This window comes from Flavobacterium sp. 22659 (genome assembly GCF_052044235.1).
In the GTDB taxonomy this organism is placed as follows: Bacteria; Bacteroidota; Bacteroidia; order Flavobacteriales; family Flavobacteriaceae; genus Flavobacterium; species Flavobacterium johnsoniae.
Window position 1 is genome coordinate 63,932 of sequence record NZ_JBQEMU010000006.1, and the last position, 26,720, is coordinate 90,651.

The 26,720-nt window shown below is 33.6% G+C and carries 26 protein-coding genes; 7 read left to right on the forward strand and 19 right to left on the reverse strand.

Annotation, left to right across the window (positions count from 1 at the left end):
* Positions 1-18: 18 nt before the first annotated feature.
* The gene (locus tag ACTJIW_RS08440; protein ID WP_121360341.1) at positions 19-585 is read right to left on the reverse strand and encodes a Crp/Fnr family transcriptional regulator; all 567 of its coding nucleotides are present in this window, start codon (positions 583-585) and stop codon (positions 19-21) included.
* A 103-nt stretch (positions 586-688) separates the two neighbouring features.
* Between ACTJIW_RS08440 and ACTJIW_RS08445 the strand changes: the two genes are divergently transcribed.
* The gene (locus tag ACTJIW_RS08445; protein WP_440715232.1) at positions 689-1,600 is read left to right on the forward strand and encodes an AEC family transporter; all 912 of its coding nucleotides are present in this window, start codon (positions 689-691) and stop codon (positions 1,598-1,600) included.
* Between the two features lie 168 nt (positions 1,601-1,768).
* Entirely contained in the window at positions 1,769-2,407 is a 639-nt protein-coding gene (locus tag ACTJIW_RS08450) for a peroxiredoxin (RefSeq protein ID WP_073408764.1), read from the forward strand.
* A gap of 165 nt (positions 2,408-2,572) precedes the next feature.
* Here ACTJIW_RS08450 and ACTJIW_RS08455 read toward each other — a convergent pair whose 3' ends face one another.
* From ACTJIW_RS08455 to ACTJIW_RS08470, 4 genes are all read right to left on the reverse strand, one after another.
* Complete coding sequence (locus ACTJIW_RS08455) at positions 2,573-4,810, reverse strand: cation:proton antiporter domain-containing protein (RefSeq protein ID WP_012026978.1); 2,238 nt, start codon at positions 4,808-4,810, stop codon at positions 2,573-2,575.
* A gap of 130 nt (positions 4,811-4,940) precedes the next feature.
* The gene (gene purB, locus ACTJIW_RS08460; protein ID WP_012026977.1) at positions 4,941-6,287 is read right to left on the reverse strand and encodes an adenylosuccinate lyase; all 1,347 of its coding nucleotides are present in this window, start codon (positions 6,285-6,287) and stop codon (positions 4,941-4,943) included.
* Positions 6,288-6,376: 89 nt separating this feature from the next.
* Entirely contained in the window at positions 6,377-7,069 is a 693-nt protein-coding gene (locus ACTJIW_RS08465) for a sterol desaturase family protein (RefSeq protein WP_440715231.1), read from the reverse strand.
* Positions 7,066-7,767, reverse strand: a complete 702-nt coding sequence (locus ACTJIW_RS08470; protein WP_073408762.1) for an SIR2 family NAD-dependent protein deacylase — start codon at positions 7,765-7,767, stop codon at positions 7,066-7,068. The genes ACTJIW_RS08465 and ACTJIW_RS08470 overlap by 4 nt, the downstream gene beginning before the upstream one ends.
* A gap of 166 nt (positions 7,768-7,933) precedes the next feature.
* On the opposite strand from ACTJIW_RS08470, the gene cysC reads away from it, so the two are divergent.
* The 4 genes from cysC to ACTJIW_RS08490 all read left to right on the forward strand — a co-directional run bounded on the left by cysC (position 7,934) and on the right by ACTJIW_RS08490 (position 10,970).
* The gene (cysC, locus tag ACTJIW_RS08475; RefSeq protein ID WP_149206421.1) at positions 7,934-8,458 is read left to right on the forward strand and encodes an adenylyl-sulfate kinase; all 525 of its coding nucleotides are present in this window, start codon (positions 7,934-7,936) and stop codon (positions 8,456-8,458) included.
* A gap of 123 nt (positions 8,459-8,581) precedes the next feature.
* Positions 8,582-9,265 carry an aspartyl/asparaginyl beta-hydroxylase domain-containing protein gene (locus tag ACTJIW_RS08480; protein WP_149206422.1) on the forward strand — a complete coding sequence of 228 codons (684 nt, stop codon included), beginning with the start codon at positions 8,582-8,584 and terminating at the stop codon, positions 9,263-9,265.
* An 11-nt stretch (positions 9,266-9,276) separates the two neighbouring features.
* Positions 9,277-10,245 carry a sulfotransferase family protein gene (locus ACTJIW_RS08485; RefSeq protein WP_440715230.1) on the forward strand — a complete coding sequence of 323 codons (969 nt, stop codon included), beginning with the start codon at positions 9,277-9,279 and terminating at the stop codon, positions 10,243-10,245.
* A 62-nt stretch (positions 10,246-10,307) separates the two neighbouring features.
* Entirely contained in the window at positions 10,308-10,970 is a 663-nt protein-coding gene (locus ACTJIW_RS08490) for a TrmH family RNA methyltransferase (protein WP_012026971.1), read from the forward strand.
* A 100-nt stretch (positions 10,971-11,070) separates the two neighbouring features.
* On the opposite strand, the gene ACTJIW_RS08495 is transcribed toward ACTJIW_RS08490, so the two are convergent.
* From ACTJIW_RS08495 to ACTJIW_RS08530, 8 genes are all read right to left on the reverse strand, one after another.
* Positions 11,071-12,030, reverse strand: a complete 960-nt coding sequence (locus ACTJIW_RS08495) for a hypothetical protein (protein ID WP_012026970.1) — start codon at positions 12,028-12,030, stop codon at positions 11,071-11,073.
* An 81-nt stretch (positions 12,031-12,111) separates the two neighbouring features.
* A complete protein-coding gene (locus ACTJIW_RS08500; protein ID WP_012026969.1) occupies positions 12,112-13,155 on the reverse strand; it encodes a cytochrome-c peroxidase in 1,044 nt (347 codons plus the stop codon).
* A 164-nt stretch (positions 13,156-13,319) separates the two neighbouring features.
* Positions 13,320-14,120 carry an MbnP family protein gene (locus ACTJIW_RS08505; protein ID WP_012026968.1) on the reverse strand — a complete coding sequence of 267 codons (801 nt, stop codon included), beginning with the start codon at positions 14,118-14,120 and terminating at the stop codon, positions 13,320-13,322.
* A gap of 112 nt (positions 14,121-14,232) precedes the next feature.
* Positions 14,233-14,610, reverse strand: a complete 378-nt coding sequence (locus ACTJIW_RS08510) for a hypothetical protein (protein ID WP_274251149.1) — start codon at positions 14,608-14,610, stop codon at positions 14,233-14,235.
* Positions 14,611-14,832: 222 nt separating this feature from the next.
* Positions 14,833-18,177: a preprotein translocase subunit SecA gene (gene secA / locus ACTJIW_RS08515; protein WP_440715229.1), complete on the reverse strand. Its 3,345-nt coding sequence runs from the start codon at positions 18,175-18,177 to the stop codon at positions 14,833-14,835.
* An 87-nt stretch (positions 18,178-18,264) separates the two neighbouring features.
* A complete protein-coding gene (locus ACTJIW_RS08520) occupies positions 18,265-18,486 on the reverse strand; it encodes a DUF2795 domain-containing protein (RefSeq protein WP_007138072.1) in 222 nt (73 codons plus the stop codon).
* Positions 18,487-18,659: 173 nt separating this feature from the next.
* Positions 18,660-19,229 (reverse strand): cob(I)yrinic acid a,c-diamide adenosyltransferase, encoded by a 570-nt coding sequence (locus ACTJIW_RS08525; RefSeq protein ID WP_012026965.1) that lies wholly within the window; start codon positions 19,227-19,229, stop codon positions 18,660-18,662.
* A gap of 113 nt (positions 19,230-19,342) precedes the next feature.
* On the reverse strand, positions 19,343-20,035 hold the full coding sequence (locus ACTJIW_RS08530) for an ABC transporter ATP-binding protein (protein ID WP_440715228.1): 693 nt from the start codon (positions 20,033-20,035) through the stop codon (positions 19,343-19,345).
* A 290-nt stretch (positions 20,036-20,325) separates the two neighbouring features.
* Here ACTJIW_RS08530 and ACTJIW_RS08535 point away from each other — a divergent pair, with 290 nt between their 5' ends.
* A complete protein-coding gene (locus ACTJIW_RS08535) occupies positions 20,326-20,985 on the forward strand; it encodes a DUF6565 domain-containing protein (RefSeq protein WP_440715227.1) in 660 nt (219 codons plus the stop codon).
* A 262-nt stretch (positions 20,986-21,247) separates the two neighbouring features.
* Here ACTJIW_RS08535 and ACTJIW_RS08540 read toward each other — a convergent pair whose 3' ends face one another.
* The 6 genes from ACTJIW_RS08540 to ACTJIW_RS08565 all read right to left on the reverse strand — a co-directional run bounded on the left by ACTJIW_RS08540 (position 21,248) and on the right by ACTJIW_RS08565 (position 26,600).
* Positions 21,248-21,649: an XRE family transcriptional regulator gene (locus tag ACTJIW_RS08540; protein WP_440715226.1), complete on the reverse strand. Its 402-nt coding sequence runs from the start codon at positions 21,647-21,649 to the stop codon at positions 21,248-21,250.
* 175 nt (positions 21,650-21,824) lie between these two features.
* The gene (locus tag ACTJIW_RS08545; RefSeq protein WP_440715225.1) at positions 21,825-22,607 is read right to left on the reverse strand and encodes an O-methyltransferase; all 783 of its coding nucleotides are present in this window, start codon (positions 22,605-22,607) and stop codon (positions 21,825-21,827) included.
* A gap of 19 nt (positions 22,608-22,626) precedes the next feature.
* Positions 22,627-23,139, reverse strand: a complete 513-nt coding sequence (locus ACTJIW_RS08550; protein WP_440715224.1) for an FKBP-type peptidyl-prolyl cis-trans isomerase — start codon at positions 23,137-23,139, stop codon at positions 22,627-22,629.
* A gap of 71 nt (positions 23,140-23,210) precedes the next feature.
* Positions 23,211-23,576 carry a four helix bundle protein gene (locus ACTJIW_RS08555; RefSeq protein WP_121360354.1) on the reverse strand — a complete coding sequence of 122 codons (366 nt, stop codon included), beginning with the start codon at positions 23,574-23,576 and terminating at the stop codon, positions 23,211-23,213.
* 98 nt (positions 23,577-23,674) lie between these two features.
* Positions 23,675-25,537, reverse strand: coding sequence for an ABC-F family ATP-binding cassette domain-containing protein (locus ACTJIW_RS08560; protein ID WP_073408753.1), 1,863 nt, complete (start codon positions 25,535-25,537; stop codon positions 23,675-23,677).
* A gap of 91 nt (positions 25,538-25,628) precedes the next feature.
* On the reverse strand, positions 25,629-26,600 hold the full coding sequence (locus tag ACTJIW_RS08565) for a T9SS C-terminal target domain-containing protein (RefSeq protein ID WP_440715223.1): 972 nt from the start codon (positions 26,598-26,600) through the stop codon (positions 25,629-25,631).
* Positions 26,601-26,720: the final 120 nt, after the last annotated feature.

The following is a 26,720-nucleotide window of genomic DNA, read 5'->3' on the forward strand; positions in this document are numbered from 1 at the left end:
AAAAACAATGAACCTGGGTTAATAAATTCGTTTTCTTATTCTGCTCAAAGCCTGTGGTGTAATGCCAATATAAGAAGCGAGATATTTTTGGGGAATTTTTTCAATGAGTTCAGGCCGTTCTGTAAATAAATTGCGATAACGTTGTTCTGCAGAATCGTTGAGGAGCGAAAGTTCACGTTTAGATTTTTTAAGAAATAATCCCTCGCCGGCATAACGGCCAATCGTGTTTCCAATTTTTGTTTCGGTATAAATATCTTGTAAGTCAGCATATGATATTTGCCAAAGTATGGTGTCAGCAAGTGCTTCAACGGTATAATTTGCTGGTAATCTGGTAATAAATGAATCGTAAGCACTTGTAAATTCGCCGTCAAAAACAAACGCAAAAGTGAGATCATTATCTTCTTTGGGAATATAATATCTTACCATCCCTTTTTCTATAAAAGACAAATAATTTTCAGTTTGCCCCATTTTGAGTAAAGGCATTTTTTTTGAAAATTCCCGACGTATGAGCTTAGACGAAAAAATAGCCCATTCTTCATCTGAAAGTTTAGCCATCCGCTCCATATTATCTCTTATTTGCTGCATCGATTTTTAAAATTACACACTAAAATAACAAAAATCTTATAGAAGGTGTAATTTGTTTTATACATCTGTTTATAAATGCCTATTTTTGCGTTGAAGCCTTGATATGAACAACTTTATTATAATATTCTTCTTTTTATTTTTAGGATTGCTTTTGCAAAACGTAAAGCGGTTTCCAACTCATATTTACAAAAGCATAAATAAAATTGTCATTTACATCTGCCTTCCAGCGATTACCTTATATCATATTCCGAAAATAAAATGGAGTAACGAATTGCTGTTTCCAATAGGAGCGGGGTGGATTAGTTTTTTTCTGGCTTTTGTATTTTTTCATTTTTTAGGAAGAAGGCTGGGCTGGTCTAATAAATTAATTGGATGTTTGGTTTTAACAGCCGGATTAAGTAATTCTTCCTTTTTGGGCTATCCAATTGTTGAAGCTTTATTTGGAAAAAAAGGTTTAGAAACTGCTGTTCTGGTAGATCAGCCGGGAACTTTTGTTGTTGTTTCGACTTTAGGTGTTTTTGTAGCGGCTTTCTATTCAAAAGGGAGTCCTGATTTTAAAAGTATAGCTAAAAAGATAATTTTCTTTCCGCCGTTTATTACGTTTGTTGTTTCGTGCTTATTAAATATTTTAGATTACGATTTAGATGTCAATATACAGTCCTTATTATTAAAATTAGGAAGTCTGGTTACGCCTTTGGCTTTGTTTTCGGTAGGGTTGCAGCTGACTTTTGACCGAAAAAGCAAACATTGGAAATTTTTAAGACTCGGACTTTTCTTTAGACTGATCGTAACACCGCTTATCATTTTTATTCTGTATGTTTTTATTTTCAACCAGCATTCCGAAGCTATAAAAATTACGATTATTGAAATTGCAATGGCGCCCATGATTACAGGAGCAATTCTCGCTTCTACCTATGGTTTAAAACCAAAATTAAGCAGTATGATGATTGGTTTTGGAATTCCTATTTCGTTTGTAACCCTTGCCATCTGGTACTTTGTAGTTGGTTTTATTTAATTTATTATAAAACCGTTGGGTAATTGTTTCTATGTGTTTAATTAACATCCAAATGAATTTAGAATAGTAATTAGATAGAGCTGATAGAATTTTAACTTTTTTTTAATTCTTACATGTTTTCTAAATGTATTTTTTAGTTAATTTTAGAGGAACTAAAAAATATAAATTATGTCAACATTAAGATTAGGCGATATAGCTCCGGATTTTCACGCAGAAACCACGCAAGGACCAATCAATTTTCATGAATGGTTAGGAGATTCTTGGGGCGTTTTATTTTCGCATCCTGCAGATTTTACTCCTGTTTGTACAACTGAGTTGGGAACAGTGGCGAATTATGTTCCGGAATTTACCAAAAGAAATACTAAGGTTATTGCTTTGAGTGTAGACGGATTAGATTCTCACAAAGAGTGGATTAAAGACATTAATGAAACTCAAAATACAGAAGTGAATTTTCCAATTATTGCCGATGAAGATAAAAAAGTAGCGAATTTATACGATATGCTTCATCCCAATGCAAGCGATAAATTTACAGTACGTTCAGTTTTTGTTATTGGACCAGATAAAAAAATAAAATTAACATTGACGTACCCAGCTTCGACAGGAAGAAATTTTGATGAATTACTTCGTGTAATTGACAGTTTACAATTAACTGCAAATTACAGCGTTGCAACTCCTGCAAACTGGAAAGATGGAGAAGATGTAGTAATTGCACCTGCAATTCCTGACAGCGATATTCCGGCAAAATTCCCAAAAGGACACACGCCTATTAAACCTTATTTGAGATTGACACCGCAGCCTAATAAGTAATCTGAGGTTCTGAGATACTAAGATGCTAAGGTTCTAAGTTTTTTTCTTAGAATTTTAGAATTTTTTTCTGAAAATAAACAAAGCGCCAAGATTTCAATTTCGAAATCTTGGCGCTTTTATATTAAAAACCTTAGTCCCTCAGAACCTTAGCGCATCTCAGCACCTTTATTTTGCCGTCAACAAAGCGGTCATTCTTTTTTTGTCTCCTACAACCCAAAGGATGTCGTTTTTCTCTAAAATTAAACTAGATTCAGGATTTAAGATACGATTTCCGTTTCGTTCAATTCCCACAACCATTCCGTTTGTTTTGGCTCTAAACTGGCCGATACTTTTTTGAATAAATTCTTCCTGAGAAACTTCAAGCTGACGCAGTACAATGTCGGTTTCTTCTACTTTTGGAGGAGCTTCTGTTTCATTGTGGTTTAAATACTTGGTAAACTCAGTAATTTGGGCATCAGTACCAATAACACAGATTTCATCTCCGGGAAACAAACGTTCAGTTTTCATAGGAATCGGAATAGTTACTTCGCCTCGTTTAATGTAGGCAATATTGATTCCCAATTGTTCACGAATCTTTAATTCTTCTAATGTTTTTCCGGCTAAATTAGATTCTTTTCCAATATCAAAAAATGACATGTGACCGTCCCATGGCATTAAATTGGCATATCGTCTGTCAATCTTTTTGTTTTCGCGATCGTTTAAGTTCTTCAAAAAGTGATTTTCAATTCGGTGGTATTGTTCGTTTAATTTTTTAGGGAAAATTTGATACGCTCCAATTGCAATAATCAAGGCTACAAAAGCCACTAAAGGTGAGAAGAAAATATTCAATAGGAATCCAACGAAAAATAATCCAAGGCTCATTCTAATTAAAATAAGCATTAAAAGTGCGCCTCTGTATTTACGTTCTTCCCAAAGTGCTTCGACTTCGTCAACTTTTACACGGCGCAGTGAAAGCGCCCATAAAAACGGAGCAATGACAACGAGTGTCAATAAAGCGGCCAATGTATTTCCAAATCGGGTATCGGCTACTAATGGCGCTACAAATTTTGACGATAATAAAATTATAGCAGTAATAATTATAGTGTGCAGTATAATTTGTGTAATTGATGATCGTAATACAATCTGCCAGGTGCTTACAGATTTAATGGCCTGCGCATTTACGCTGTAACGGTTGATATTTTTAACCCATCTTTTGGGCATTTTTTGTTCCAGAAACTGAGCAAAAGATTCGGAATATTTAATTAAAAAAGGTGTTGTAAAAGTTGTAATAGCTGATACGGCAACGATTATAGGATACAAGAAATCGCTTGTAACTTTTAAGGTCATGCCCAGTGTTGCAATAATAAAAGAAAACTCTCCAATTTGTGCTAAACTCATTCCCGTTTGAACAGATTGTTTTAGAGGCTGTCCGGAAATTAAAGCTCCGATAGAAGAACTGAACGCTTTTCCAAAAATGGTTAAAAGTGTAATTAAAGCCACCGGAAGGGCATAAGTTACCAATGTTTCAGGGTTAATTAACATTCCCACGGATACAAAGAAAACAGCACCAAATAAATCTTTTACGGGCTGAATTAAATGTTCGATTTTTTCTGCCATTGTAGTTTCAGCAATAATAGATCCCATTATAAAGGCTCCTAAAGCGGGAGAGAAACCAACATTTGCTGCAAAAATTACCATCATTAAACATAATGCCAATGAAATAATAAGCAGCATTTCATCGGTTAAAAGATGTTTGGCTTTTTTCAAAATGGTTGGAATAATAAAGATGCCGCCCAAAAACCATATAATTAAAAAGAAAACTAATTTTAAAACGGATTGTAATAATTCGCCTCCAGATACCTGGTCGCTCACTGCAATGGTCGATAACAATACGAGCATTAAAATGGCTACGATATCTTCAACAATCAGGGCTCCAAATACAATCCCAACGAACTTTTTTCCCTTTACACCTAATTCGTCAAAAGCTCTGATAATAATAGTTGTTGAGGAAATCGAAAGTGTTGCACCAAGAAAAATACTATCCATTTGTCCCCAGCCCATCCATTGACCCACACAATATCCAATAAGTGTCATGAATAAAATCTGGGTTATTGCGGTGACAGAAGATGTCCCGCCGACTTTCATTAATTTTTTAAAGCTGAATTCGAGTCCTAAACTGAATAATAAAAATATAACCCCAATTTCTGCCCAAACTTCAACACTTTTCATGTCGGTTATCGAAGGGAAAAAATCAAAATGGTTTCCGGCTAAAAAACCTGCAATCAGGTAACCCAAAACCAAGGGCTGTTTCATTTTTTTAAATATAAGAACTGCGATTCCGGCAGTCATCAAAATTAATCCCAGGTCACTGATCAGGGGTTGCAAATGGTGTGTCGATTCGGCAGCGGCATTTAAGGCAATCATAAAGTGGTATTTGTTTTCAGGAGTCTATTCAGTTTTTAATCTCAAATAGATTCACTGAACTGCTCCGGTTAAATAAAAAAAGCTATCTCGATAAAGATAGCTTTTTTTGATAAAATATTCTAGGTTTTCTTTAAATTCCTGTGTAATTGCTAGGAGTTATCTGCATTAATTCTGCTCTAACTGCGTCAGAAACTTCTAAAGTTGCAATGAAATTATGAATCGCATTTTTATCAATTGCTTCATTAGTTCTTGTTAAACCTTTTAGAGCTTCGTATGGGTTTGGATAAGCTTCACGACGTAAGATTGTTTGAATAGCTTCTGCCACAACTGCCCAGTTTTTTTCTAAGTCTTCAGCAAACTTGCTTTCGTTTAAAAGTAATTTGTTTAAACCTTTAAGAGTAGCTTCAAAAGCAATAATAGTATGTCCAACCGGGACACCAACATTACGCAAAACAGTACTGTCAGTTAAATCACGCTGTAATCTTGAAATTGGAAGTTTAGCCGCTAAATGTTCGAAAATAGCATTAGCAATTCCCAAGTTTCCTTCTGAATTTTCAAAATCAATTGGGTTTACTTTATGAGGCATTGCAGATGAACCAATTTCTCCTGCTTTGATTTTTTGTTTAAAATAATCCATTGAAACATACGTCCAGATATCACGGTCTAAATCGATAATGATATTGTTGATTCTTTTTAAACCATCAAAAAAAGCAGCGAAATGATCGTAATGCTCAATTTGAGTTGTTGGAAAAGAATGGTGTAAGCCTAAATCGGTTTCAACAAATTTATCACCAAATTTTTTCCAGTCAATCTGCGGGTATGCAACATGGTGTGCATTAAAGTTTCCGGTTGCACCGCCAAATTTAGCAGCAAACGGAATATTGAATAACAAACGCATCTGCTCTTCTAAACGCTCTACAAAAACAAGAATTTCTTTTCCTAAACGAGTAGGAGAAGCCGGCTGTCCGTGTGTACGGGCAAGCATTGGAATATCTTTCCATTCAACGCTTAATTCTTTTAGCTTAGCAATTAAAGCTACTAAAGACGGCATGTAAACTTGTTCAAATGCTTCTTTTGTAGAAAGAGGAATTGCGGTATTGTTAATATCCTGAGATGTTAATCCGAAGTGAATGAACTCTTTGTACTGAGACAAACCTAATTTTTCGAAAGCATCTTTAATAAAGTATTCAACCGCTTTTACGTCGTGGTTGGTTACTTTTTCTGTTTCTTTAATCCAAAGCGCATCTTCAGTAGAGAAATTTTTGTAGATGTTTCTCAAACTGTCGAATAAATCTGAATTTACGCCAGAAAGCTGTGGTAAAGGAATTTCGCATAAAGCTATGAAATATTCAATTTCAACTAATACACGGTATTTTATTAAAGCTTCTTCAGAAAAGAAAGGTGCTAAATTTTGAGTTTTATTTCTATATCTTCCGTCAATTGGCGATATAGCATTCAATTCGTTTAGAGTAGTCATTGTTATGTTGTTTTTCGAAAGGTGCAAATATAAGTGATTGTTAAAACTTCTGAAAATTACTGAAGCTTTATTATGCCCTAACTTTCAATTTAAATCATGGTTTTGAAGATTTTATCCCAAAAAGTAAAATAAAATCCAAAATTATGAGCTTGATTCTTATGATGATCGGAATGAAATTTTGTTGTAGAAATCCATTTTGTAAAATAACTTTTGTACCAAAACGCCGGAAAAAGATCTTTTTCGATATGACCAAATATGCCGTACATTAAATTCAGGAACAAATAAATTATAAGACTTATATAATTGAACTGGAAAACAGAAATCAAGATGAGCCAGATAAAACCAAAACCCAAAGTTTCTACAGGATGAAGTACAAATAAACTGTAAACATTGGTGTCGACATGGGTATGATGCAGTTTGTGAATTGGATGAAACCATTTTAAAGTATGTGCCAGATAATGGAAGCAGAACATAAAAAAGTCCATTAAAATAACCAGCAGTAAAGTGTCAAGAATAATAGAAATTATATTGTGAGAGAAATCAATTTTAATTATTTCTAATTGATACAATTCAAAACCCAGAACTGTAATTAATATGTTGCAGATTAGAGTGGATATAACCCATTTTTGATCTTGGCGGCTTAAAACAGTATTTTGAGGTTCAATTAGTTTTCCAATTAATACAGCAATCAATAACAGACTTATATTTTCGAGAGAAAAAATAAGAAACTGAGCCAGGAAATGTAACTGACCTAATTCCTGTAATAGAGATTCTACATTCATGACAGGTTTTCTAATTCAAACAATTTTGTTCTCATTTCTGCAACACCTTCTGTAGCAGTTTTAGCAATAACTTCAACTTTGTTTTGAATATTTGGGATAGAAATAGGTTTTGGGTCAATATAAAAAACCGGAGTAATACTGTATGTGTACGAAATTAAACCTGCAGCTGGATAAACCTGAAGCGAAGTTCCAATAACGGCAAAATAATCAGCATTTTCTACAATTGGGATAGCTTGTTCGAGAGCAGGAACCATTTCTCCAAACCAAACAATATGCGGACGCAATTGATGTCCGTTTTCATCAACATCACCTGTAAACAAATCATCCTGCCAGTCTAAAATCAGCTCAGGATTTCGGGTGCTTCTTACTTTTAATAACTCTCCATGCAAATGCAGCACTTTTGTGCTTCCGGCACGTTCGTGTAAATCGTCGACATTTTGGGTGATAATATAAACATCAAAATCTTTTTCTAATTCAGCCAGAATCTGGTGGCCTAAGTTGGGCTGTACTTCTTTTAACTGCTGGCGTCTTTTATTGTAAAAATCCAAAACCAGATCCTGATTTTTTTGCCAGCCTTCCGGAGTAGCTACTTCCATAACGTCATGTCCTTCCCATAAACCATCGCTGTCGCGGAATGTTTTAATACCGCTTTCGGCACTAATTCCGGCTCCGGTTAAAACCACAAGTTTCTTTTTCATTTTGAAATTTATTAAAAGATAAAAATAACAATTTCGAAAATGTAAGACATCTTTACAGCGTTCTTTTTTTAATAATTTCAGACATCATAAACCGTAATTCTACTTATTGTTTGGGCATTGCAAATTATCTAGTTTTAACGTCTCAATTAAGAAAAGAAATTTCTAAATGCTTTTAATACAATTTACAGGATTATCGGGTTCGGGAAAAACGACATTGGCAGAAAATGTTCGGCATTTATTAATTGAAAACAATTATAAAGTCGAAATCATTGACGGTGATGTTTACCGAAAAACAATTTGTAAAGATTTAGGGTTTTCTAAAGAAGACCGATGCGAAAATGTGAGACGTCTTTTTAATGTGGGACGAAATTTTGTTGAAGAAAATACCATTGTTCTCATGTCTGTCATAAATCCGTATGAAGACATTCGAAACGAATTGCGAAATCATGAGTTTGTAAGAACTGTATTTTTAGATTGTTCAGTGGATAATTTAATAGAAAGAGATCCAAAAGGATTGTACAAAAAAGCATTATTGCCAGACGGAAATCAAGATAAAATTAAAAACTTTACCGGCATAAGTGATGTTTTTGAAATCCCGCAAAAAGCCGATTTAATTCTTAAAACTGATTCTGAATCGGTTATGCTTTCTACTCATAAACTTTACGAATTTATAATTTCTGCTATTTTGTAATCTCCCTAAAAAAAGCAGATTTATAATTTGTAAAATTTTGCTGATGTATTCGGCTTTTAAATTCTTATAAATTATATATTTACAAGACAAAAGCCACAATGTCAAATTTAATCTTTAGAGTATATGAATCCTTCGTCAAGCCAGCTTCCGATTACTTTTTCAATAGATAAATTACAGAAAGAACTCGCATTATGTGAGAGCGAATTGTGGACACCGCATTTTAATACCCATCGTTACGAAGGAAACTGGACCAGTGTTGCTTTAAGATCACAGTCGGGTTTGGTAAACGATATTACTTCTTTTCCAAACAAAGAATATCAAAATACGCCGCTTTTGGACCGCTGCGTTTATTTTAAAGAAATTATGGATTGGTTTCAATGCGAAAAAGAAGCTGTACGACTGCTTCGTTTGGGGCCGGACAGCGAAATAAAAGAACATGTTGATAATGATACGTCTTATGAAGATGGATTTTTTAGAATTCACGTTCCTATAATAACCAATTCACAAGTCTTTTTTTATGTTGATCATAAATTGGTTCCTATGAAAATGGGGGAGTGCTGGTATGCTAATTTTCAGCTGCCTCATAGTGTAGAAAATAAAAGTTCAGAACCAAGAATTCACCTGACGCTTGATTGTATTCGAAATGAATGGTCTGACAAATTGTTTGCCGAAATGGGTTTTGATATTCATGCTTCGACAAAAAAAGAATATTCAGAAGAAATGAAACGGCGAATGATTGAGGAACTTTCCCTGCAAGAACCATCAGAAATAAATGCTAAAATTATTGCAAGTCTTCAATCAAAATAATCATCATTAAAATGGAAAATATAAATCATCCTCTTTTTAATTGGATTCCATATAAGTTAATTGAAAAAGATAACCAAGTTTATTTTGAATGGCTTTATGTGTCTGATATAAAATTTGCAGAACCTTTTTTTGATGAAACTATTTCCAAATGTAAAAGTCATCAATATAATTCTAAAATAGTAAAAGCAGCAAGTTCTGTTGAGAACCTGATAGAATGGTCTAATGAATTAGAATCGGTTGAATTAAAATCGCTGGTTTTTCATGTTTCCCGTTGTGGTTCGACTATGCTGAGCCAGTGTCTGGCAACTTCATCTGAAAATATTATGATTTCTGAAGGACCAATTTTTGACCAGATTTTAAGAAGCGATAATTTTGGTTTAGAGAAAAAAGCGGCTCTTTTAAAAGCAGTTCTAAAATTTCTGGGACAAAAAAGATTTCCGGAACAAAAGAATTTAATTTTAAAACTCGATGCCTGGCATATTTTTAATGCAGGATATTTAAGAACTATTTTTCCTGAAATTCCTTTTGCACTGCTTTACAGAAATCCTGTTGAGGTTTTAAAATCGCACCAAAAGTTAATGGGAATGCACATGGTTCCTAATTTAATTCCGCCCACCGTTTTTGGAATCACCGCTCAGGAAATGGAAGGGACAAATTTTCAGCAATATGGAGCTTTGGTCTTGGAAAAATATTTTAAGGGTTTTCTGGATTTTTATGAAACAGATGAAAATGTTACGCTTTTGAATTATAATGGAGGAATGGAAAATGTTATCGAAAAATTCATATCGTTTATTCATGTCGATTATAGTCTTGATGAACGTCAAAAAATGTTTGAACGTTTACAAAAGCATTCTAAAGATGGAAATGTAGTTTTTAAAGGAGATTCTTTTAAAGAAGAAGCGCTGGATGTTGATTTTGAAAAAGTTAATAGATTGTTTGAGAATTTAAATAATATACTTTTGGAGTACTCAGAACGTTGAAAATGTAAATCAATTTTCATTTTGTTTATTTCTAATGTATTTTTGCGCCAAATACATACAAAATGATTGATTTAGATTACCTGGCATTTCTTGAAGATATATTAACAGATAACCGAAAAGAGAAATTTCTAAAAGTATTAGAAAATCGTACGAAGCATTTTACTATTGCTGTCGAAGATGTTTACCAAATGCATAACACGAGTGCTGTAATGCGCAGTTGTGAAGTTTTTGGAATTCAGGAACTTAATATTATCGAACAGCGTTTTGGAAAAAGAATTGATAAAGAAATCGCTTTGGGCGCTCAAAAATGGGTTGACATAAACCGATTTGATACTGTCGACGGCTGTATTTCGTCTTTAAGAGATAAAGGATATCAAATTATTGCGACAACACCGCACGAAAATGACTGCTTGATTCAGGATTTTGATATTTCAAAACCAAGTGCTTTATTTTTTGGAACTGAAAAAGACGGTCTTTCACCGGAAATTCTTGAAAAAGCCGATGGTTTTCTTAAAATTCCAATGGTTGGTTTTACTGAGAGTTTGAATATTTCTGTTTCGGCTGCAATTATCATCCAAAACTTAACCAACAGATTACGAAATTCAGATATCAAATGGAAACTGTCGGATGAAGAAATACTGCAAAAACGTCTTGACTGGGCTAAAAATTCAATTAGAGATATTAAGAGAATCGAAGCACGTTATTATCAGGATAACCCAAGATAATTAGAAGATAAAAATTAGCCGTAAATTCGAATTCATAAATTCGAATTTACGGCTAAAAAAAACTTAGAACCTTAGTTCCTCAGCGCCTAGCACCTAAAAACTACAAAGTATAATTCAAATTAATACTCCATCTGTAATTCGCTTCCATATTGCCATTTGAAAGATTCTGCTGAATAGGAAGCATTGCATTTATACCAATAGAAAAACGGTCTTTACCTGCTTCGATACCAAATTTTCCAAACAAAATATCTCCGGCAGTATTGGGTAAATCTAGATTGTACTGTTTATTTGTCTGATAGACTTCTCCTGCAAGACCTGCCTGCGGGACAATCTGAAAATCATTTGCATTGAATAAATAAAAGAAAGTACCGGCATAATTAAACTGATCGCCGTATTGGTAGTTTTTAGTATTTTCTGTTTTTAAGATATAATTTACGGTTGTATTTAAACCAAGATTTTTATGTTTAATAACATATTCTGTTACTAAAGGAAAATCCCAGCTTCCGGTTCCTAATTGAAAACTCTGGTTTATAGTTCCCAGGTTGTTGATTTCTTTAAATTTTCCGGTTGGTATTTTAACTCCCCCGCCAACATTTAATTTATGAGTAAAAACGGTGCTGTCTTTTTTAGTTTCATAAACCGTATAAAGTCCCATAATTGTAATATCTCCTAATCCTTCAATACTTTGCGTTCCGGCAGTTAATTCTCTTTCATGAAAATGATACGGAACCAAAGCCGAAATCTGAATTTTCTCAGTAATTGGAATTCTTGCCCAGGCCTGAATGGTATTAAAGTTTTCATCTATCCACGGAGAATTAGCAAAAATTCCGTCACGGCTTGTATAGCTTTGTTTGAAGTATCTTAAACCTACAAAGTTGTTGTTAAGCATAGAACTGAAACCCATACTTCCGCCGCTTGCAGAACATCCGCAGGCATCACAGTCAAAATCTTCCATCATTTCTAAACGATGAAAAGTGAAAGCAGAAATACTGTCTTTTTCAGTAAAACTAAAGACTGAAAAGCCAGCCAAAAGAAAACATGTTACGATTAATTTTTTCATTTTAATTATTTTTTTGCCGCAGATTTTTGATATGATTAAGCTTTGTATTTTATCTGTGAAATCTGCGGCTGTATTTTTATTCTAATATTCAGCAAAACGTTTATCTGTCAAATACTGTGTATCAGTCAGTGTTTTCAAAAAAGCAATTATCTGTTGTTTTTCAGTTGCAGAAAGCGGGATTCCAAATTTCCCGTTTTGTTTTAAAATAGGGTCTAATGTTGGAGAATCCTCAATACCGCTGGCATAATGATCCAGAACACCTTCGAGAGTTCCAAATCTTCCGTCGTGCATATATGGACCCGAAACTTCTACATTTCGTAAACTTGGCACTTTAAATTTATAATAGTCAGATGCAAGCTCTGTAACCTTATATCTTCCTACATCATTAACAGCCGGATTTACTGCTAAACCGTTATTTCTAAATGAATTATCGGTTTGTAAATCAGTAGCATGACACGAAGCGCATTTTGATTTAAATAAATCGTATCCTGCCTGTTCTTCACTTGTAAAAGTACCGCCGGCTTCGTTTCTTCTGTATTTGTCAAATTTTGAATTTGATGAAACAACCATAACCATAAACTGCGAAAGGGCTTTCAGCATATTTTCGGTTGTGATTGCGCCATCATCAAAAGCCTGACTAAATAATTTTTGATATTCCTTATCAGCTTTCATCATTTTTAAAATGGCATTTAAATCGCCATTCATCTCGATAATACTTGTAAGCGGAATAATTGGCTGTAAATCTAAATGATCTGCTGCGCCATCGTACATAAAAATGTTTTGATACGCTAAATTTTGAATTGACGGCGTATTTCTTGTTCCTTGTGCGTCGTTTACTCCGTGGCTTACGGTGTGTCCGTGATGCGTAAAAGCATTGGCTTGTATATGGCAGAAACCACAAGAAACAACTCCGTCTGAAGCTAAACGACCGTCATAGAATAATTTTTTTCCTAATTCGAATCCTTTTTCTGTAGGCGGATTTAGTTCGATGTTATAAGCCAGAGCAGGAAAGTTAGATGGTACTTTAAATTCTAAAGGTACATTTACATATTCTTCATCCTCATTATTAGAACAGCTCCATAACAACGGAATAATCAGCCATAGAAAATATTTTATTTTCAACATGATTTTTGAGTTTTTAAGAAGCACAAAAGTTCTGGTTAGCCCTCCCGATAGCAATCGGGATACGCGGCATCATTTTGTGTTTGCAGCAGCAAACGCAAAAGATAAAGCGGATAGCGGGAAGTGAGTTCTTAAGAACTATAACTTTTGTGCTCCTGAAAATAAATTTAGTCGTTATGTACGTGGTCTACTCTAAACATAGTATTGAAGTTTTGAGTAATTAAAGGTAAATTCGCACCCCCCATAATCATAGCGCCCATTCCGCCTGAGTTGTTATCAGAAAGTTTGATTTTGTTTGTACCGTCGATGACTTTAGAAAGATCTGTAATGATGTGAACTGCTGGAGTAATGTTAGTACGAACCAAAGCTTTAGTAGGGAAATCTATAGTTACTTCAGTATAGTTGTAGTCAGTTCCAGTTTTTCCGGTATGAATCATAAATGGAGTTGCAGTTGTAACAGTCGGCGAAGTAAAAGTTCCTTCAAGAGCAAAGAATTTGTAACCTGCAGCCCAAGACCACATCATACCTGCAGCATCTGCCTGTGCAAGAAAATCTCCCTGACCAGCTGCTCCTAATTTCCATTGTTCTTCATCAACTCCAATTCCAAATTTTACTTTTACGTAATCTCCGGCAGGAATATCTGTCAGTTTAAACTGCTGTCCGGCTGCAGTAGATTCGTCAGCAATAAAATAGCTTTTGCTTTTTGGGTAAGTAAAAGTGCTTCCATCAGCTTTTGTAAAAACTACATTGCTTACAATATATTTTACAAGGCTTATTTTTAATACTTCATTGTTAGAAGTTGTGTTTCCCTGAGTGTTTAAAATAAGGTCGTTTGTTCCGTAAGCGTTGTCAAATTTTAATGTAATATTTCCGTTTCCTGCTGCTTCTTCGTTGTCATCGCTTGAACAAGAAATTAATGATAGAGAGATTGCTGCAATAGCGAAAGCTTTGTATAGTATGTTTTTCATTTTAAGGATTTTTATATAAAAATTTAAATTTAAAGTATGCGTAAACGCTTTTTCATTGATTTTTAAACAATGAAAATTGATTTCAATAAAATTGAAATAAGAATTTAAAAAATTATATAAAAAGGGAAGGCGGATGAAAAGCCGCAATTGAAACAGAAACTGGTTTTTTATCTAAAAACGAAAAGTTTCTGGTTGTTGTTTCAACAGGTGCAATTAGTTTGTATTGTGCAGTTGTTGTATTTTGAATGTAAACAATCTCTGATTTCTCTTTTAGATTGTCCTGCATTTTCTTTTCGTTATCAGCGTATTTTTTTAAGCTTTTTTGAAGTTCACATCGACCGTTACATGTATTAAAAACCTGTTTGCGCTGTACACAGATAGTTTTTACAATTTCGTCCTGATTGATTTTAAAAGAAGCATAAACAAAGAAATTGCCAAAAGATGGCACCAGAAGGATACAAGAAAGTAATATGATAAAAAACTTCTTCAAAGGTTGATTTCGTTGTTTCGATTGCAAAAATACGTTATATTCATTTTAGAACGAATTTATTTTTAAGTTTTTTTTAGCGCTTTTTTTATTTTTTTTAATGTTTTGTAAATGAATGTAATTTGAATAAAAAAAACCGACAAGCTTTTGAAACTTGTCGGTTTTGAATATTTAATTTGATTATCAGTCTGAAAACTCCGACTGAAAACTGAATACTAAAAATTATTATTTAACAAGAACCCAAGTTCCTGCAGCGATAAGGCTTTCAGCTTTTTTAAATTTCATTGTTTCTGTTTTACCAGTTGCAACTTCCTGAACTGTAACAGTATCATTTCTGTTGATTTTTGGCATATCTCTAACGATAGTTTCTGTAACCTGACGCTGTTGTGTTTCTCCAGCTTCACGATTAATACTTTCGCTGTTTGGTATTTCGTCTTTACTTAATTGTAAATTTTCTTTTGGACGAGCTACTTCTCTTGCTTCGTGAATTTCTGGAACGTTTTGAGCAGGTAAATCACCTTTGAATAAGAATGAAATAACTTCTTTGTTAACGTTGTCAAGCATTCCTCTAAACAAGTTGAAAGCTTCTAATTTGTAAATAAGCAATGGATCTTTTTGCTCGTGAACGGCTAATTGAACAGATTGTTTCAATTCGTCCATTTTGCGTAAGTGTTTTTTCCAAGCTTCATCAACAATAGAAAGTGTGATGTTTTTCTCAAAATCAGCGATTAATTGAGCACCTTCGCTGTCATAAGCTTTTTTCAAATCTGTAACCACATTCAAAGTTTTGATTCCGTCTGTAAATGGAACTACAATTCTTTCAAAATGATTGTTTGGCTCTTCGTAAACTCCTTTGATAATTGGGAAAGCTTCTCTTGCGCTTCTTTCTGTTTTTTCAGTGTAGAAAGCTAAAGCTTCTTTGTATACTTTTCCAGTAACTTCGATGTCATTTAATTTTGTGAAATCAGCTTCTGAAATTGGAGATGTGATTCCGAAATAACGAATTAAATCAAACTCATATCCTTTGAAATCATTTGTTACTTTACTGTTGCTTACGATTAATTCGCAAGTATCATAAAGCATATTAGCAATATCCAGTTTCAAACGCTCTCCAAACAATGCATGACGACGACGTTTGTAAACTACTTCACGTTGAGAGTTCATTACGTCATCATATTCTAATAAACGTTTACGAACACCAAAGTTGTTTTCTTCTACTTTTTTCTGAGCACGTTCGATAGATTTAGTCATCATAGAATGCTGAATAACTTCACCTTCTTTTAATCCCATTCTGTCCATTACTTTCGCAACTCTTTCAGAACCGAATAAACGCATTAAGTTATCTTCAAGAGAAACATAGAATTGAGAACTTCCCGGATCTCCCTGACGACCAGAACGACCACGTAACTGTCTGTCTACACGACGAGAATCATGACGCTCTGTACCCACGATTGCTAAACCTCCTGCAGCTTTTACTTCTGGAGATAATTTAATATCGGTACCACGACCAGCCATGTTTGTTGCAATAGTTACAACTCCGGCTTTACCTGCTTCTTCAACGATTTGTGCTTCTTGCTTGTGCATTTTAGCATTCAATACGTTGTGTGTGATTCCTCTCATTTTAAGCATACGGCTTAATAACTCAGAAATCTCTACAGAAGTTGTTCCAATCAATACAGGTCTTCCAGCTTGTGATAATTCAGTAACATCTTCGATAACTGCGTTGAATTTCTCACGTGTTGTTTTGTAGATGTAATCTTCTTTGTCAATTCTTGCAATGCCGCGGTTTGTTGGAATTTCAACAACATCTAATTTGTAAATCTGCCATAACTCTCCTGCTTCTGTAACCGCTGTACCAGTCATACCAGCCAGTTTGTTGTACATTCTAAAGTAGTTCTGTAATGTTACAGTAGCAAAAGTCTGCGTTGCAGCTTCGATTTTTACATTTTCTTTAGCTTCGATCGCTTGGTGAAGACCGTCTGAGTAACGACGTCCGTCCATGATACGACCTGTCTGCTCATCGACAATCATAATTTTGTTGTCCATGATAACATACTCTACGTCTTTTTCGAATAAAGCATACGCTTTTAAAAGTTGAGTTAAAGTATGGATACGTTCGCTTTTTACTCCAAAATCCTGGAATAATCTTTCTTTAGCTTCAGCTTCAGCGTCTTTGTCTAATTTTTGTTTTTCAATTGCAGCGATTTCTGTTCCAATGTCTGGTAAAACGAAGAAATCTGAATCTGTATCTCCAGAAAGGTATTTAATACCGTTGTCTGTTAATTCTACCTGATTGTTTTTCTCTTCAATCACAAAGTATAAAGCTTCGTCAACTTTATGCATTTCGCGATTGTTGTCCTGCATATATTGATTTTCAGTTTTTTGAAGCAATTGTTTAATTCCTTCTTCACTTAAAAATTTAATTAATGCTTTATTTTTAGGTAAAGATCGGTAAGCTCTTAATAATAAGAAACCACCTTCTTTAGTATTTCCTTCTTTGATTAATTTTTTAGCTTCTGCCAAGAAACCATTTGCTAACTGACGCTGCTGTGCAACTAAGTTTTCAATTTTTGGTTTCAATTCGTTGAATTCGTGACGATCTCCCTGAGGAACTGGTCCAGAAATGATAAGCGGTGTTCTTGCATCATCAATTAATACAGAATCGACCTCGTCGACAATGGCAAAATTGTGTTTTCTCTGCACTAAATCGCTAGGAGAGTGTGCCATGTTATCTCTTAGGTAGTCAAAACCAAATTCGTTGTTGGTTCCGTAAGTGATATCTGCGTCGTAAGCTTTTTTTCTAGCCTCAGTACTTGGCTGGTGATTATCAATACAATCAACAGATAAACCGTGGAATTCGAATAAAGGTGCTTTCCACGTGCTGTCACGTTTTGCTAAGTAGTCATTCACCGTTACTAAGTGAACTCCGTTTCCAGTTAAGGCATTTAAGTAAAGAGGAAGTGTAGCAACTAAAGTTTTACCTTCTCCCGTTTGCATTTCGGCAACTTTACCTTCGTGCAGTACCATACCGCCAATTAACTGAACATCGTAGTGAATCATGTCCCAAGTGATGTCTTTTCCGGCAGCATTCCATTTGTTAGCCCAAATAGATTTTTCTCCGTCAATAACGATATAAGGTTTTGTTGCAGAAAACTCACGGTCTTTTGCAGTAGCCGTAACTTCGATATGAGCGTTTTCTTTGAAACGACGAGCCGTTTCTTTTACTACAGAAAACGCTTCCGGAAGAATTTCCAATAAAGTTTTTTCAGAGATTTCATAAGCTTCTTTTTCAAGAGCGTCTATCGCATCATAAATATCTTCTCTTTTGTCGATATCTTCAATTTTTTCAACTTCGGCTTTAAGAGAAGCAATCTTGGCATCTTTATCTGCTCTTGCTTCTTTAATTCTTTCTTTAAAGTATGTTGTTCTTGCTCTTAATTCGTCGTGAGACAAACTCATTAAGCTCGATTCGAAAGTTTTAATTTTGTTTAGGTAAGGCTGCAGGGCTTTAACGTCTTTTTGAGACTTATCACCCACAAATACCTTAATGATGCTGTTTATGAAACTCATAATTTATTGTATTTCTATAATTATATAATGTGTATTTGAACCAAAAAAAAAGCCTCTGTGATGAGACTTTTTCCTTTGGTTTATTTTTTAATATTCATCCTCATTCCAAAGATAATCTTCGTCTGTTGGATAATCAGGCCAAATTTCTTCCATTGATTCATATATCTCCCCTTCATCTTCGATTGACTGAAGGTTCTCTACTACTTCTAATGGAGCACCAGCTCTAATAGCGTAGTCTATAAGTTCGTCTTTGTTAGCAGGCCATGGCGCATCACTTAAATAAGATGCTAATTCTAATGTCCAATACATCTGTTATCTGTTTAGTTTGTGCAAAAATAAATTTTTTACTGAAAAAGACAAGTAAAATTTGATTTATTTTAATAAAATTTAAGAACGTCCAGCTAATTGCAGATTTTAGATTGTTGATTTTAGATTTATTGAATCTTGAAAATTCTAAAATCTGAACTCTAAAATCTAAAATTTTACTTACGCGGAATCCATTTTACTTCCTCCGCTTTAAGGTCTGAGGACAACTTTCGTGCCAAGACAAAAAGATAGTCAGAAAGTCGGTTTAAGTACATAATTGCGATTTCAGGAACGTGTTCATTATGACTTAAATGTACTGCCAAACGCTCTGCGCGACGGCATATACAGCGCGCTATATGACAATGTGACACGGTAGGATGACCGCCCGGTAAAACAAAATGTGTCATTTGCGGAAGGCTTTCTTCCATTTTGTCTATTTCATTTTCAAGCAATTCAATATCAGAATCAATTATTCCGAGATTTTTTAAACGAAGTTCTCCGTTTTTTAAAACTTCTTTTTCCTGCGGTGTTGCCAAAATGGCGCCTACAGTAAAAAGACGATCCTGAATTTCTATTAAAATAGTTTTATAATGCGAATCGATTTCCTGATCGCGAATTAATCCGATATAAGAATTGAGTTCATCAACAGTTCCATAACTGTCAATTCTAATATGATCTTTAGGAACACGCGTGCCTCCAAAAAGTGCCGTTGTTCCTTTATCGCCTGTTTTGGTGTATACTTTCATTTTTTAAAGATGCTAAGGTTCTGAGATGCTAAGATTCTAAGGTTTCTCTACTTTTGAATTAACCTAAAATCTAGTTTTTCTTTTTCCGATTAAACAATTAACCAAATAAACGGTTAAACAGATCTATTCGTGTCGCTTTCAATTAAACCGTCTCGTAAACGAATAACTCTGTGCGCATATGCAGCAATATCTTCTTCGTGGGTTACCAGAATAACAGTATTTCCCTGTGCATGAATATCTCCAAAAAGTTTCATGATTTCTACAGAGGTCTTACTGTCCAGGTTTCCTGTAGGTTCATCGGCTAAAATAATCGAAGGTTTGTTTACCAGGGCACGGGCAATGGCAACACGCTGGCGCTGACCTCCTGATAACTGATTGGGCTGGTGATCCATTCTATCAGCGAGATTTACTTGTTTTAAAACCTCGGTGGCTCTTACATTTCTATCTGATTTTGAATATCCGGCATAAATCATTGGCAGTGCAACATTATCGAGCGCTGTTGTTCTGGGTAAAAGATTGAAGGTTTGAAAAACAAAACCTATTTCTGTATTACGTATTCCGGCGAGTTCATCATCGCGCATTTGGCTGACATCTTTTCCGTTCAAAACATATCTTCCGGAAGTAGGCGTATCCAAACAACCCAATAAATTCATTAAAGTTGATTTTCCGGATCCCGAAGGCCCCATTAAAGCGACATATTCGCCTTTGTTGATTTCTAAATTAATTCCTTTTAAAACATATACAGTTTCATTGCCCAATATGAAATTTCGTCGTATGTCGGTTATTTTAATTAATGGATCTGCCATTTTATTTTACAATTTTGGATTTAAAAGTACAAAACACTTTTCAATAAAAATGATAAGTAGTTTAGAATTGGATTTTGTTACAAAAGCTTTTTTATAGATATGTATTAAAAATAATATGCTTTTTAAAGTTGAAAACAGTTACATCATTCCGGAAGAGTTTTGCATAATTATCATTATTTTATGAATTTTATAGTTTTAAGATGTTTTTTAATTTAAAAACGTGTTAATAATGTAATTTGTTCGGTTGGGTATTTGGTACATTTGATTAATTAATTAAAACAATCAACATTATGAGAAATATAAAAATAGCTGCGGCAGTTACATTATTAGTATTAGGATTAACATCGTGTAAAGATGAAAAACAAGAGAAAGCTCAAAAAACAATCGACTCTTATGTAGCCTACGTCGATTCTGTAAAAAATGTTTCAGCAGATAACTTAAAAGAAAACTGGAAAAATGTTGAAGCAGAATATGATAGAAAATCTCAAGAAGCTCAATCAGCGCTGGCTGATCTTAAAGATAATTCGGCTGCGACCGAAAAAATAAACGCCAGCAAAATTAAATATGAAGAGTTTAAAAATGAGATGACCACCGTTTTTGCCCCTCCGGCTCCAAGCCCAAAACAACAATTAAGAGATGCCTTATTTGGTGCTGGAAAAATTGGTGATGATATGAATTTCAGCTGGGTAAATGCTAAAAATATTCACAGCGTTTATCAGCAGTTCGTTCACACTGTAGAAAATAATAAAGATAAATATTCAAGAGAAGACTGGGATGAAGTTAAACTGATGTATGAAGCACTTGACAGCCGTAAAAATACAGTTGAAAAAGAAGGTCTTACAGCAGAAGATAACAGAAAAATTGCCGGTTTAAAAATCAAATTTGCACCAATGTATACTGTTAACAGAATGGGTGCTAAATCTGAAGAGAATAAAGAAGCTAAAAAATAAAGCTTAAATTTTTATTGAAATGAAAAAGACGATCAGAAATGATTGTCTTTTTTTTGTTTGCTTCGGAGAAGCAAAATATTTATAGAAAAAATATTTATAGCAAAGAATTAATGTTTAAAACATAAAGCTCCAGAGGAGCGACATGTTTTCTACAGTTTTAAATATGCCGCTCCTCTGGAGCTTTTTTTAAATTGTTTTATTGTAATTCTATAAATATTTCACCCCGCTGGGGGTTTTACAGATAAAATAAATATTTACTCAATTATTTGCCAATTAATTTTTCAAGCTTTGCCATCATTTCGTCTTTTTCTTTCAGCATACGCTCATATAAGGCAATTTTTTCATCATGCAATTGAATAATCTTTTCAATTGGATTGTAGTTGTTGATTATTAATCCAGTTGCATAATCATGGGCATTGAACGTACTTGCAATAATATTTACTGCTTGCTCTTCATCAAAATTTTGAAAAGCTTCAACAGGAATTTTTAAAGAATTAGAGATTTGTTTCAGCAGATTATCTTCAATTACCTCTTTTTGTTCGAGCATAGAAATTTTTTTCTGGTTCCAGTCTTCTCCCAAATCATAAGCGAGTGCTTCTTGTTTTATGCCAAGCATTTCTCTGAATCGCTTTACGTTTCTTCCCTGATGAATTTTCTGTTCCATAATGAATGTCGTTTTTCTTGAGGTTCAAAGATAAACCTATCTGTACTAAAAAATCTGAATTTCAAAGATAAAAAAACATCTTATAAAACATCTTTTTTTGTCAGATATTATATCTAAATTTAGAATGGTTTATCTTAATTTGTTTTCTTAAATGCTCAAGTGAAAGGAAGTAATTTTATGCTCTAATTACAAAATGTTCTTTTTCCTGTTCGTATCTAAAAAACACGAATCCCCATTGAAAAGTATCTATTGTAACTTTTACTTTTGGATGATTTTTGATAATCTCCCAGGCTTCTTCCATTTCCGGAGACCAATGAATGTCATCGAAAATCCAGACAGAATCGTTGTTTATTGTTGGAAGTAAAAGATTAAAATATTCTAAAGTTGCTTTTTTAGAATGATTCCCATCAAAATATATTAAGTCCCAACTACAGATATTTGCTGAGCCTTCTTGCAAGAATTTGCTAAATTCTGAATTAACAAAGTCAAAGTTAAAATCTGGAAATTGTTTGTTAAATAAATTTTCCGCGACTGATTGTGTATTTTGACAGCCTTCAAGACTAAGCAAATAAGATTCTTTACTTCCTAATGTAAGAGCTGAACTCGCTAATCCTAATGAAGTACCAATTTCAAGAATGTTTTGCGGCTTAAAATAATTTGTAACACGAAATAATAATTCGGCACGTTTTGGAGAAATTCCGGCTGTTGATGCAATTTTTGAAATCTGTCTTTTGTTTGATTTAAAAACTTTTGAACCAGCGCCAAAATCTGTTACTTCAATGAAATTTTTATTTTCAAGAAGTGATTTTCTGTAATTCGTTAGAATTTGATATTCTGGTTTTGGCTTTTTATCATAAAAACATTTCGTAAGTAAATTAAAAACAAAAGGCGAATGTACGCCGTGTTCGTTTCTAGAATGCCAAAGAAAATTTAAATACGATTTGATTTGAAACAACATGCGGGTTTAAAATATGATCTTAATTAACAGAAACTAAAGTAATTTCAAATATCAGTACAGCGCCTCCGGGAACAGTTTTGTTTCCATTGCTGCCGTATCCTAAATGAGCAGGTACAAAAAGCTGTATTTCGCCGCCTGATTTTAAAAGCGGAATTCCCTCTTTCCAGCCAGGAATAAGACTGCGAAGCGAATATGAAACTCCTTCTGTACTTTCATCAAAAACTTTCCCGTTAGTAAAGTAACCTTTGTAAATAACGGTAATATTAGAATTTAATGTAGGATGTCCGTCGTTTTCATTTTCTTCTGTGTTTTCTCCTTCACCTGTATTTTCTTCTTCGCTTTCACTTGAACCTTCTTTGGTAATAATGTAGTATAAACCAGAATTTGTTCTTTGTGCAGTTAAATTATTCTGAGCTAAATAATCAACAATCTCTTTCTCATTTTCAGCAGTATAATCTTTGACTTCATCTTTGTCTTTAGAACAAGAAATAAAAAGTGTTAATGAAAGTAAAGCAGTTAAAAGTTGTTTCATATTTTATCTTTTTAAAGAGCTAATTTAATAAAATTAGTTTTCAGTCGCAGTCGCAGTTTTCAGTCTGTGTGTTAAATGCAGCCAAATCTATTTGGATTATTAATCATATAATTTATTAGTCTTCCAATCTCAATGTTTTTTGCATTCAATTGGTTAAACAATTCTAGGGTTATATAGTTACATTTTAAAGAAAATTCCAGCCAGGTATTTGTTTCTGAGTTTTCAGCGTCACTATCTGTTAACTTGCTTATAAAATGATTTACATATCTTCTCTTTCTGTATGCTTCAGAAATGTTAGCTGTAACACTTCTTGATGAACGACGTATTTGATCAGTCAGGGAATAAGTTTCTTCTTTAGGAAATGTCTTCGAAATCTCAAAAATTTCCATCGCCAATTCAAATGACTTTTTATATGCCAGTAATTCTTTAAAATCCATTTTTATTTTTCCACAAGAATAATAAAAAGAAAGAAAAAATTTACTTTTTTTAATAAAAAAACTAAGGCTGAGACTAAAAACTGCGACTGAAAACTAAATTATCCTTCAATCTTTGCAGAAAGTTCGAACCATCGTTCTTCTTTTGCATCAATTTTATTTATAATATTTTGAAGCTCGTTTGCTTTTTTCTCAATATCAGCATCGGCTACTTTTCCATCAGAGAATAACTGTTCGATTTTAGCTTTTTCAATTTCTAAATCCTTGATTTCTCTTTCAATTTTTTGATATTCTTTTTGTTCGTTAAAACTTAAATTTCCGGTTGGGTTATTTTGTTTCCAGTCTTTCTTTTCAGCTTTGTTTTCTTCTTTTTGAGCAACATCCGCACTGTCTTCGTAAGCGCGGAAATCAGAATAGTTTCCTGGGAAATTTTCGATTTCGCCTTGTCCTCTAAAAACAAATAAATGATCGACAATTTTATCCATAAAGTAACGGTCGTGCGAAACAACCAATAAACAGCCCGGATAATCTAAAAGGAAACTTTCCAGAACGTTAAGCGTTACAATATCTAAATCGTTTGTAGGCTCATCGAGAATTAAAAAGTTTGGATTCTGGATTAAAACCGTACATAAATACAAACGTTTTAATTCGCCTCCGCTCAATTTTTCGACATAATCGTATTGTTTTTTAGCGTCAAAAAGAAAACGCTCTAACAATTGTGAAGCCGAAATAATTTTTCCTTTTGCAAGCGGAATATATTCTCCGTATTCCTTAATAATATCAATAACACGCTGTCCTGGTTTTGGATTAATTCCGGATTGTGTGTAATAACCAATTTTAATGGTATCTCCTTTTACAACACGTCCACTGTCTGGCGGAATTGTACCCGTAAGCAGATTTAAGAAAGTCGATTTTCCAGTTCCGTTTTTACCAATAATTCCAATTCTTTCACCACGCTGAAAATCAAAACTAAAATTATCCAGAATAACACGGTCTTTGAATTTTTTAGAAAGTTTATGAAGCTCAATAATTTTGCTTCCCATTCTTTCCATATTAATTTCAAGTTCGACTTTATTTTCTTTACGTCGGCTTTGTGCTTTTTCTTTAATAATGTAAAAATCGTCCTGACGTGATTTAGATTTTGTTGTTCTCGCTTTTGGCTGGCGTCGCATCCATTCTAATTCTTTTACAAATAAGTTTTTAGCTTTGTCAATACTCGAATTTTCAGAAGCAATTCGCTCTTCTTTTTTCTCTAAATAGTAAGAGTAATTTCCTTTGTATTGGTATAATTTTCCGTTGTCTAATTCGATAATTTCATTACACACACGCTCCAAGAAGAAACGGTCGTGCGTGACCATAAATAAGGTAATATTTTCTTTGGCAAAATAGCTTTCAAGCCATTCGATCATTTCAAGATCTAAATGGTTGGTTGGCTCATCTAGAATCAATAAATCTGGACGATTGATTAATATGATAGCCAGTGAAAGACGTTTTTTTTGCCCTCCCGAAAGATTTTTTACTTTCAGTTTAAAATCTTCCAGTTTTAATTTAAAAAGAATCTGTTTGTACTGCGTTTCAAAATCCCACGCATTATGCTGATCCATTCCGTCAAAAGCTTTTTGGTAGGCTTCTTCATCATCTGGATTTTCTAATGCTTTTTCGTAAGCTTCAATTATTTTAAGCGTTTCATTATCTGAAGCGAAAATACTTTCTTCAATTGTAAGTTCATCCTGAAGGTTGTTATCCTGAGAAAGAAATGCCATTCTAATTCCTTTTCTTAAAACAACCTGTCCGGTATCTGGTTCGTCTAAGCCATTAATAATGCTCATAATGGTAGTTTTACCAGAACCATTTTTGGCAATAAAAGCAATTTTTTGATCTTTATTGATTCCAAAAGAAATGTTGTCAAAAAGGACTCTTTCGCCAAATGACTTCGATATATTTTCTACAGATAAGTAATTCACTTTGTAATTGTAAGTTATAAATTATGAGTTATGAGTATTTTGAAAAACATAACTTTCTGCAAAAGTAAACTTTTATCTTACGATTTGCGAATTATTTATGGAGATACAAACTCAGGATTGAACTCAAATCTATATAATGAATTTGCTGCGGATTATTTAAAATGGGTTTCCGCACCAAAGATTCGTTTGTAATAAAATAATGAAGACCGTCTTTTGTCGCAATTCCTTCTATTTGATGAAATGGAAGTTTAAGATCGATTTTTCGTTTATTGCCGGATAGAAAATCATTGTTTTTAAAATCATATAAAAGATATAAAAAGGTTTTTCCGGTTTTTGAATAACCGCAGAGAGCGATGATTTTTTTATCTTCTAAATAAGTCGCGCCAGTTACTAAACCTTTTGTGTCTAAAGTGTTTTTGAATTTCGCAATATGATTTCCGGGTTGTTTGGGTAAAACATAAATATTGGTTTTAGACGATTTCCATTGTTTGGAAAACAAATAAATACTGTCTTTAGAAACTATAAAAGCTTCACAGTCAAAATCAGTAGTGTTTGGTTTTTGTGCTAATAAATCTGTCTGATCAGAATAGTTGAATGAAATTTTTTCGATAATTGGATTCTGTGTTAAAAACGACTTTTTCTCGATTTTCAGAATATTTAAATCCGTTCGGTTTCCACTGTAGTTATTTCCAAAATCGCCAATGTACAGATGTGTACTGTCCTGCGAAATTTCTTCCCAGTCATGATTGGTAACATTTTCAAGAATGATTTTCTTTTTGATTTTTCCTAAAGAATCTAATCCGTAAATCGTTTTGTCATGATCGTCATTATGTGTCCACAGTAAATTATCAAAAACAATTAATCCCGAAGTTTCTCTGACAGAATCGCTCAGCTTTACTGAATATTCAGGTTTTAACTTTAAATTTTTATAAACGCAGCTTCCGTCATTTTCTGTCGCATTTGGATTGTAGTTTTTAGAAACAGGGTCTGTACAGCCCGAAATTTGGGCCTGAATCGAAAAAACAGATAAAAGAAAAAAGAATAGAATGCGCAATATTACCATATCTTAAATTTTGGTTAAAGCAAAAGTAAAATTTTTAAAGATTAGCTGAAAAAATAAGATTATTAATATAAATAAAATGTTATTTTGCACCTGTAAGTTTAGCTTTAAACTGAGTTTCCC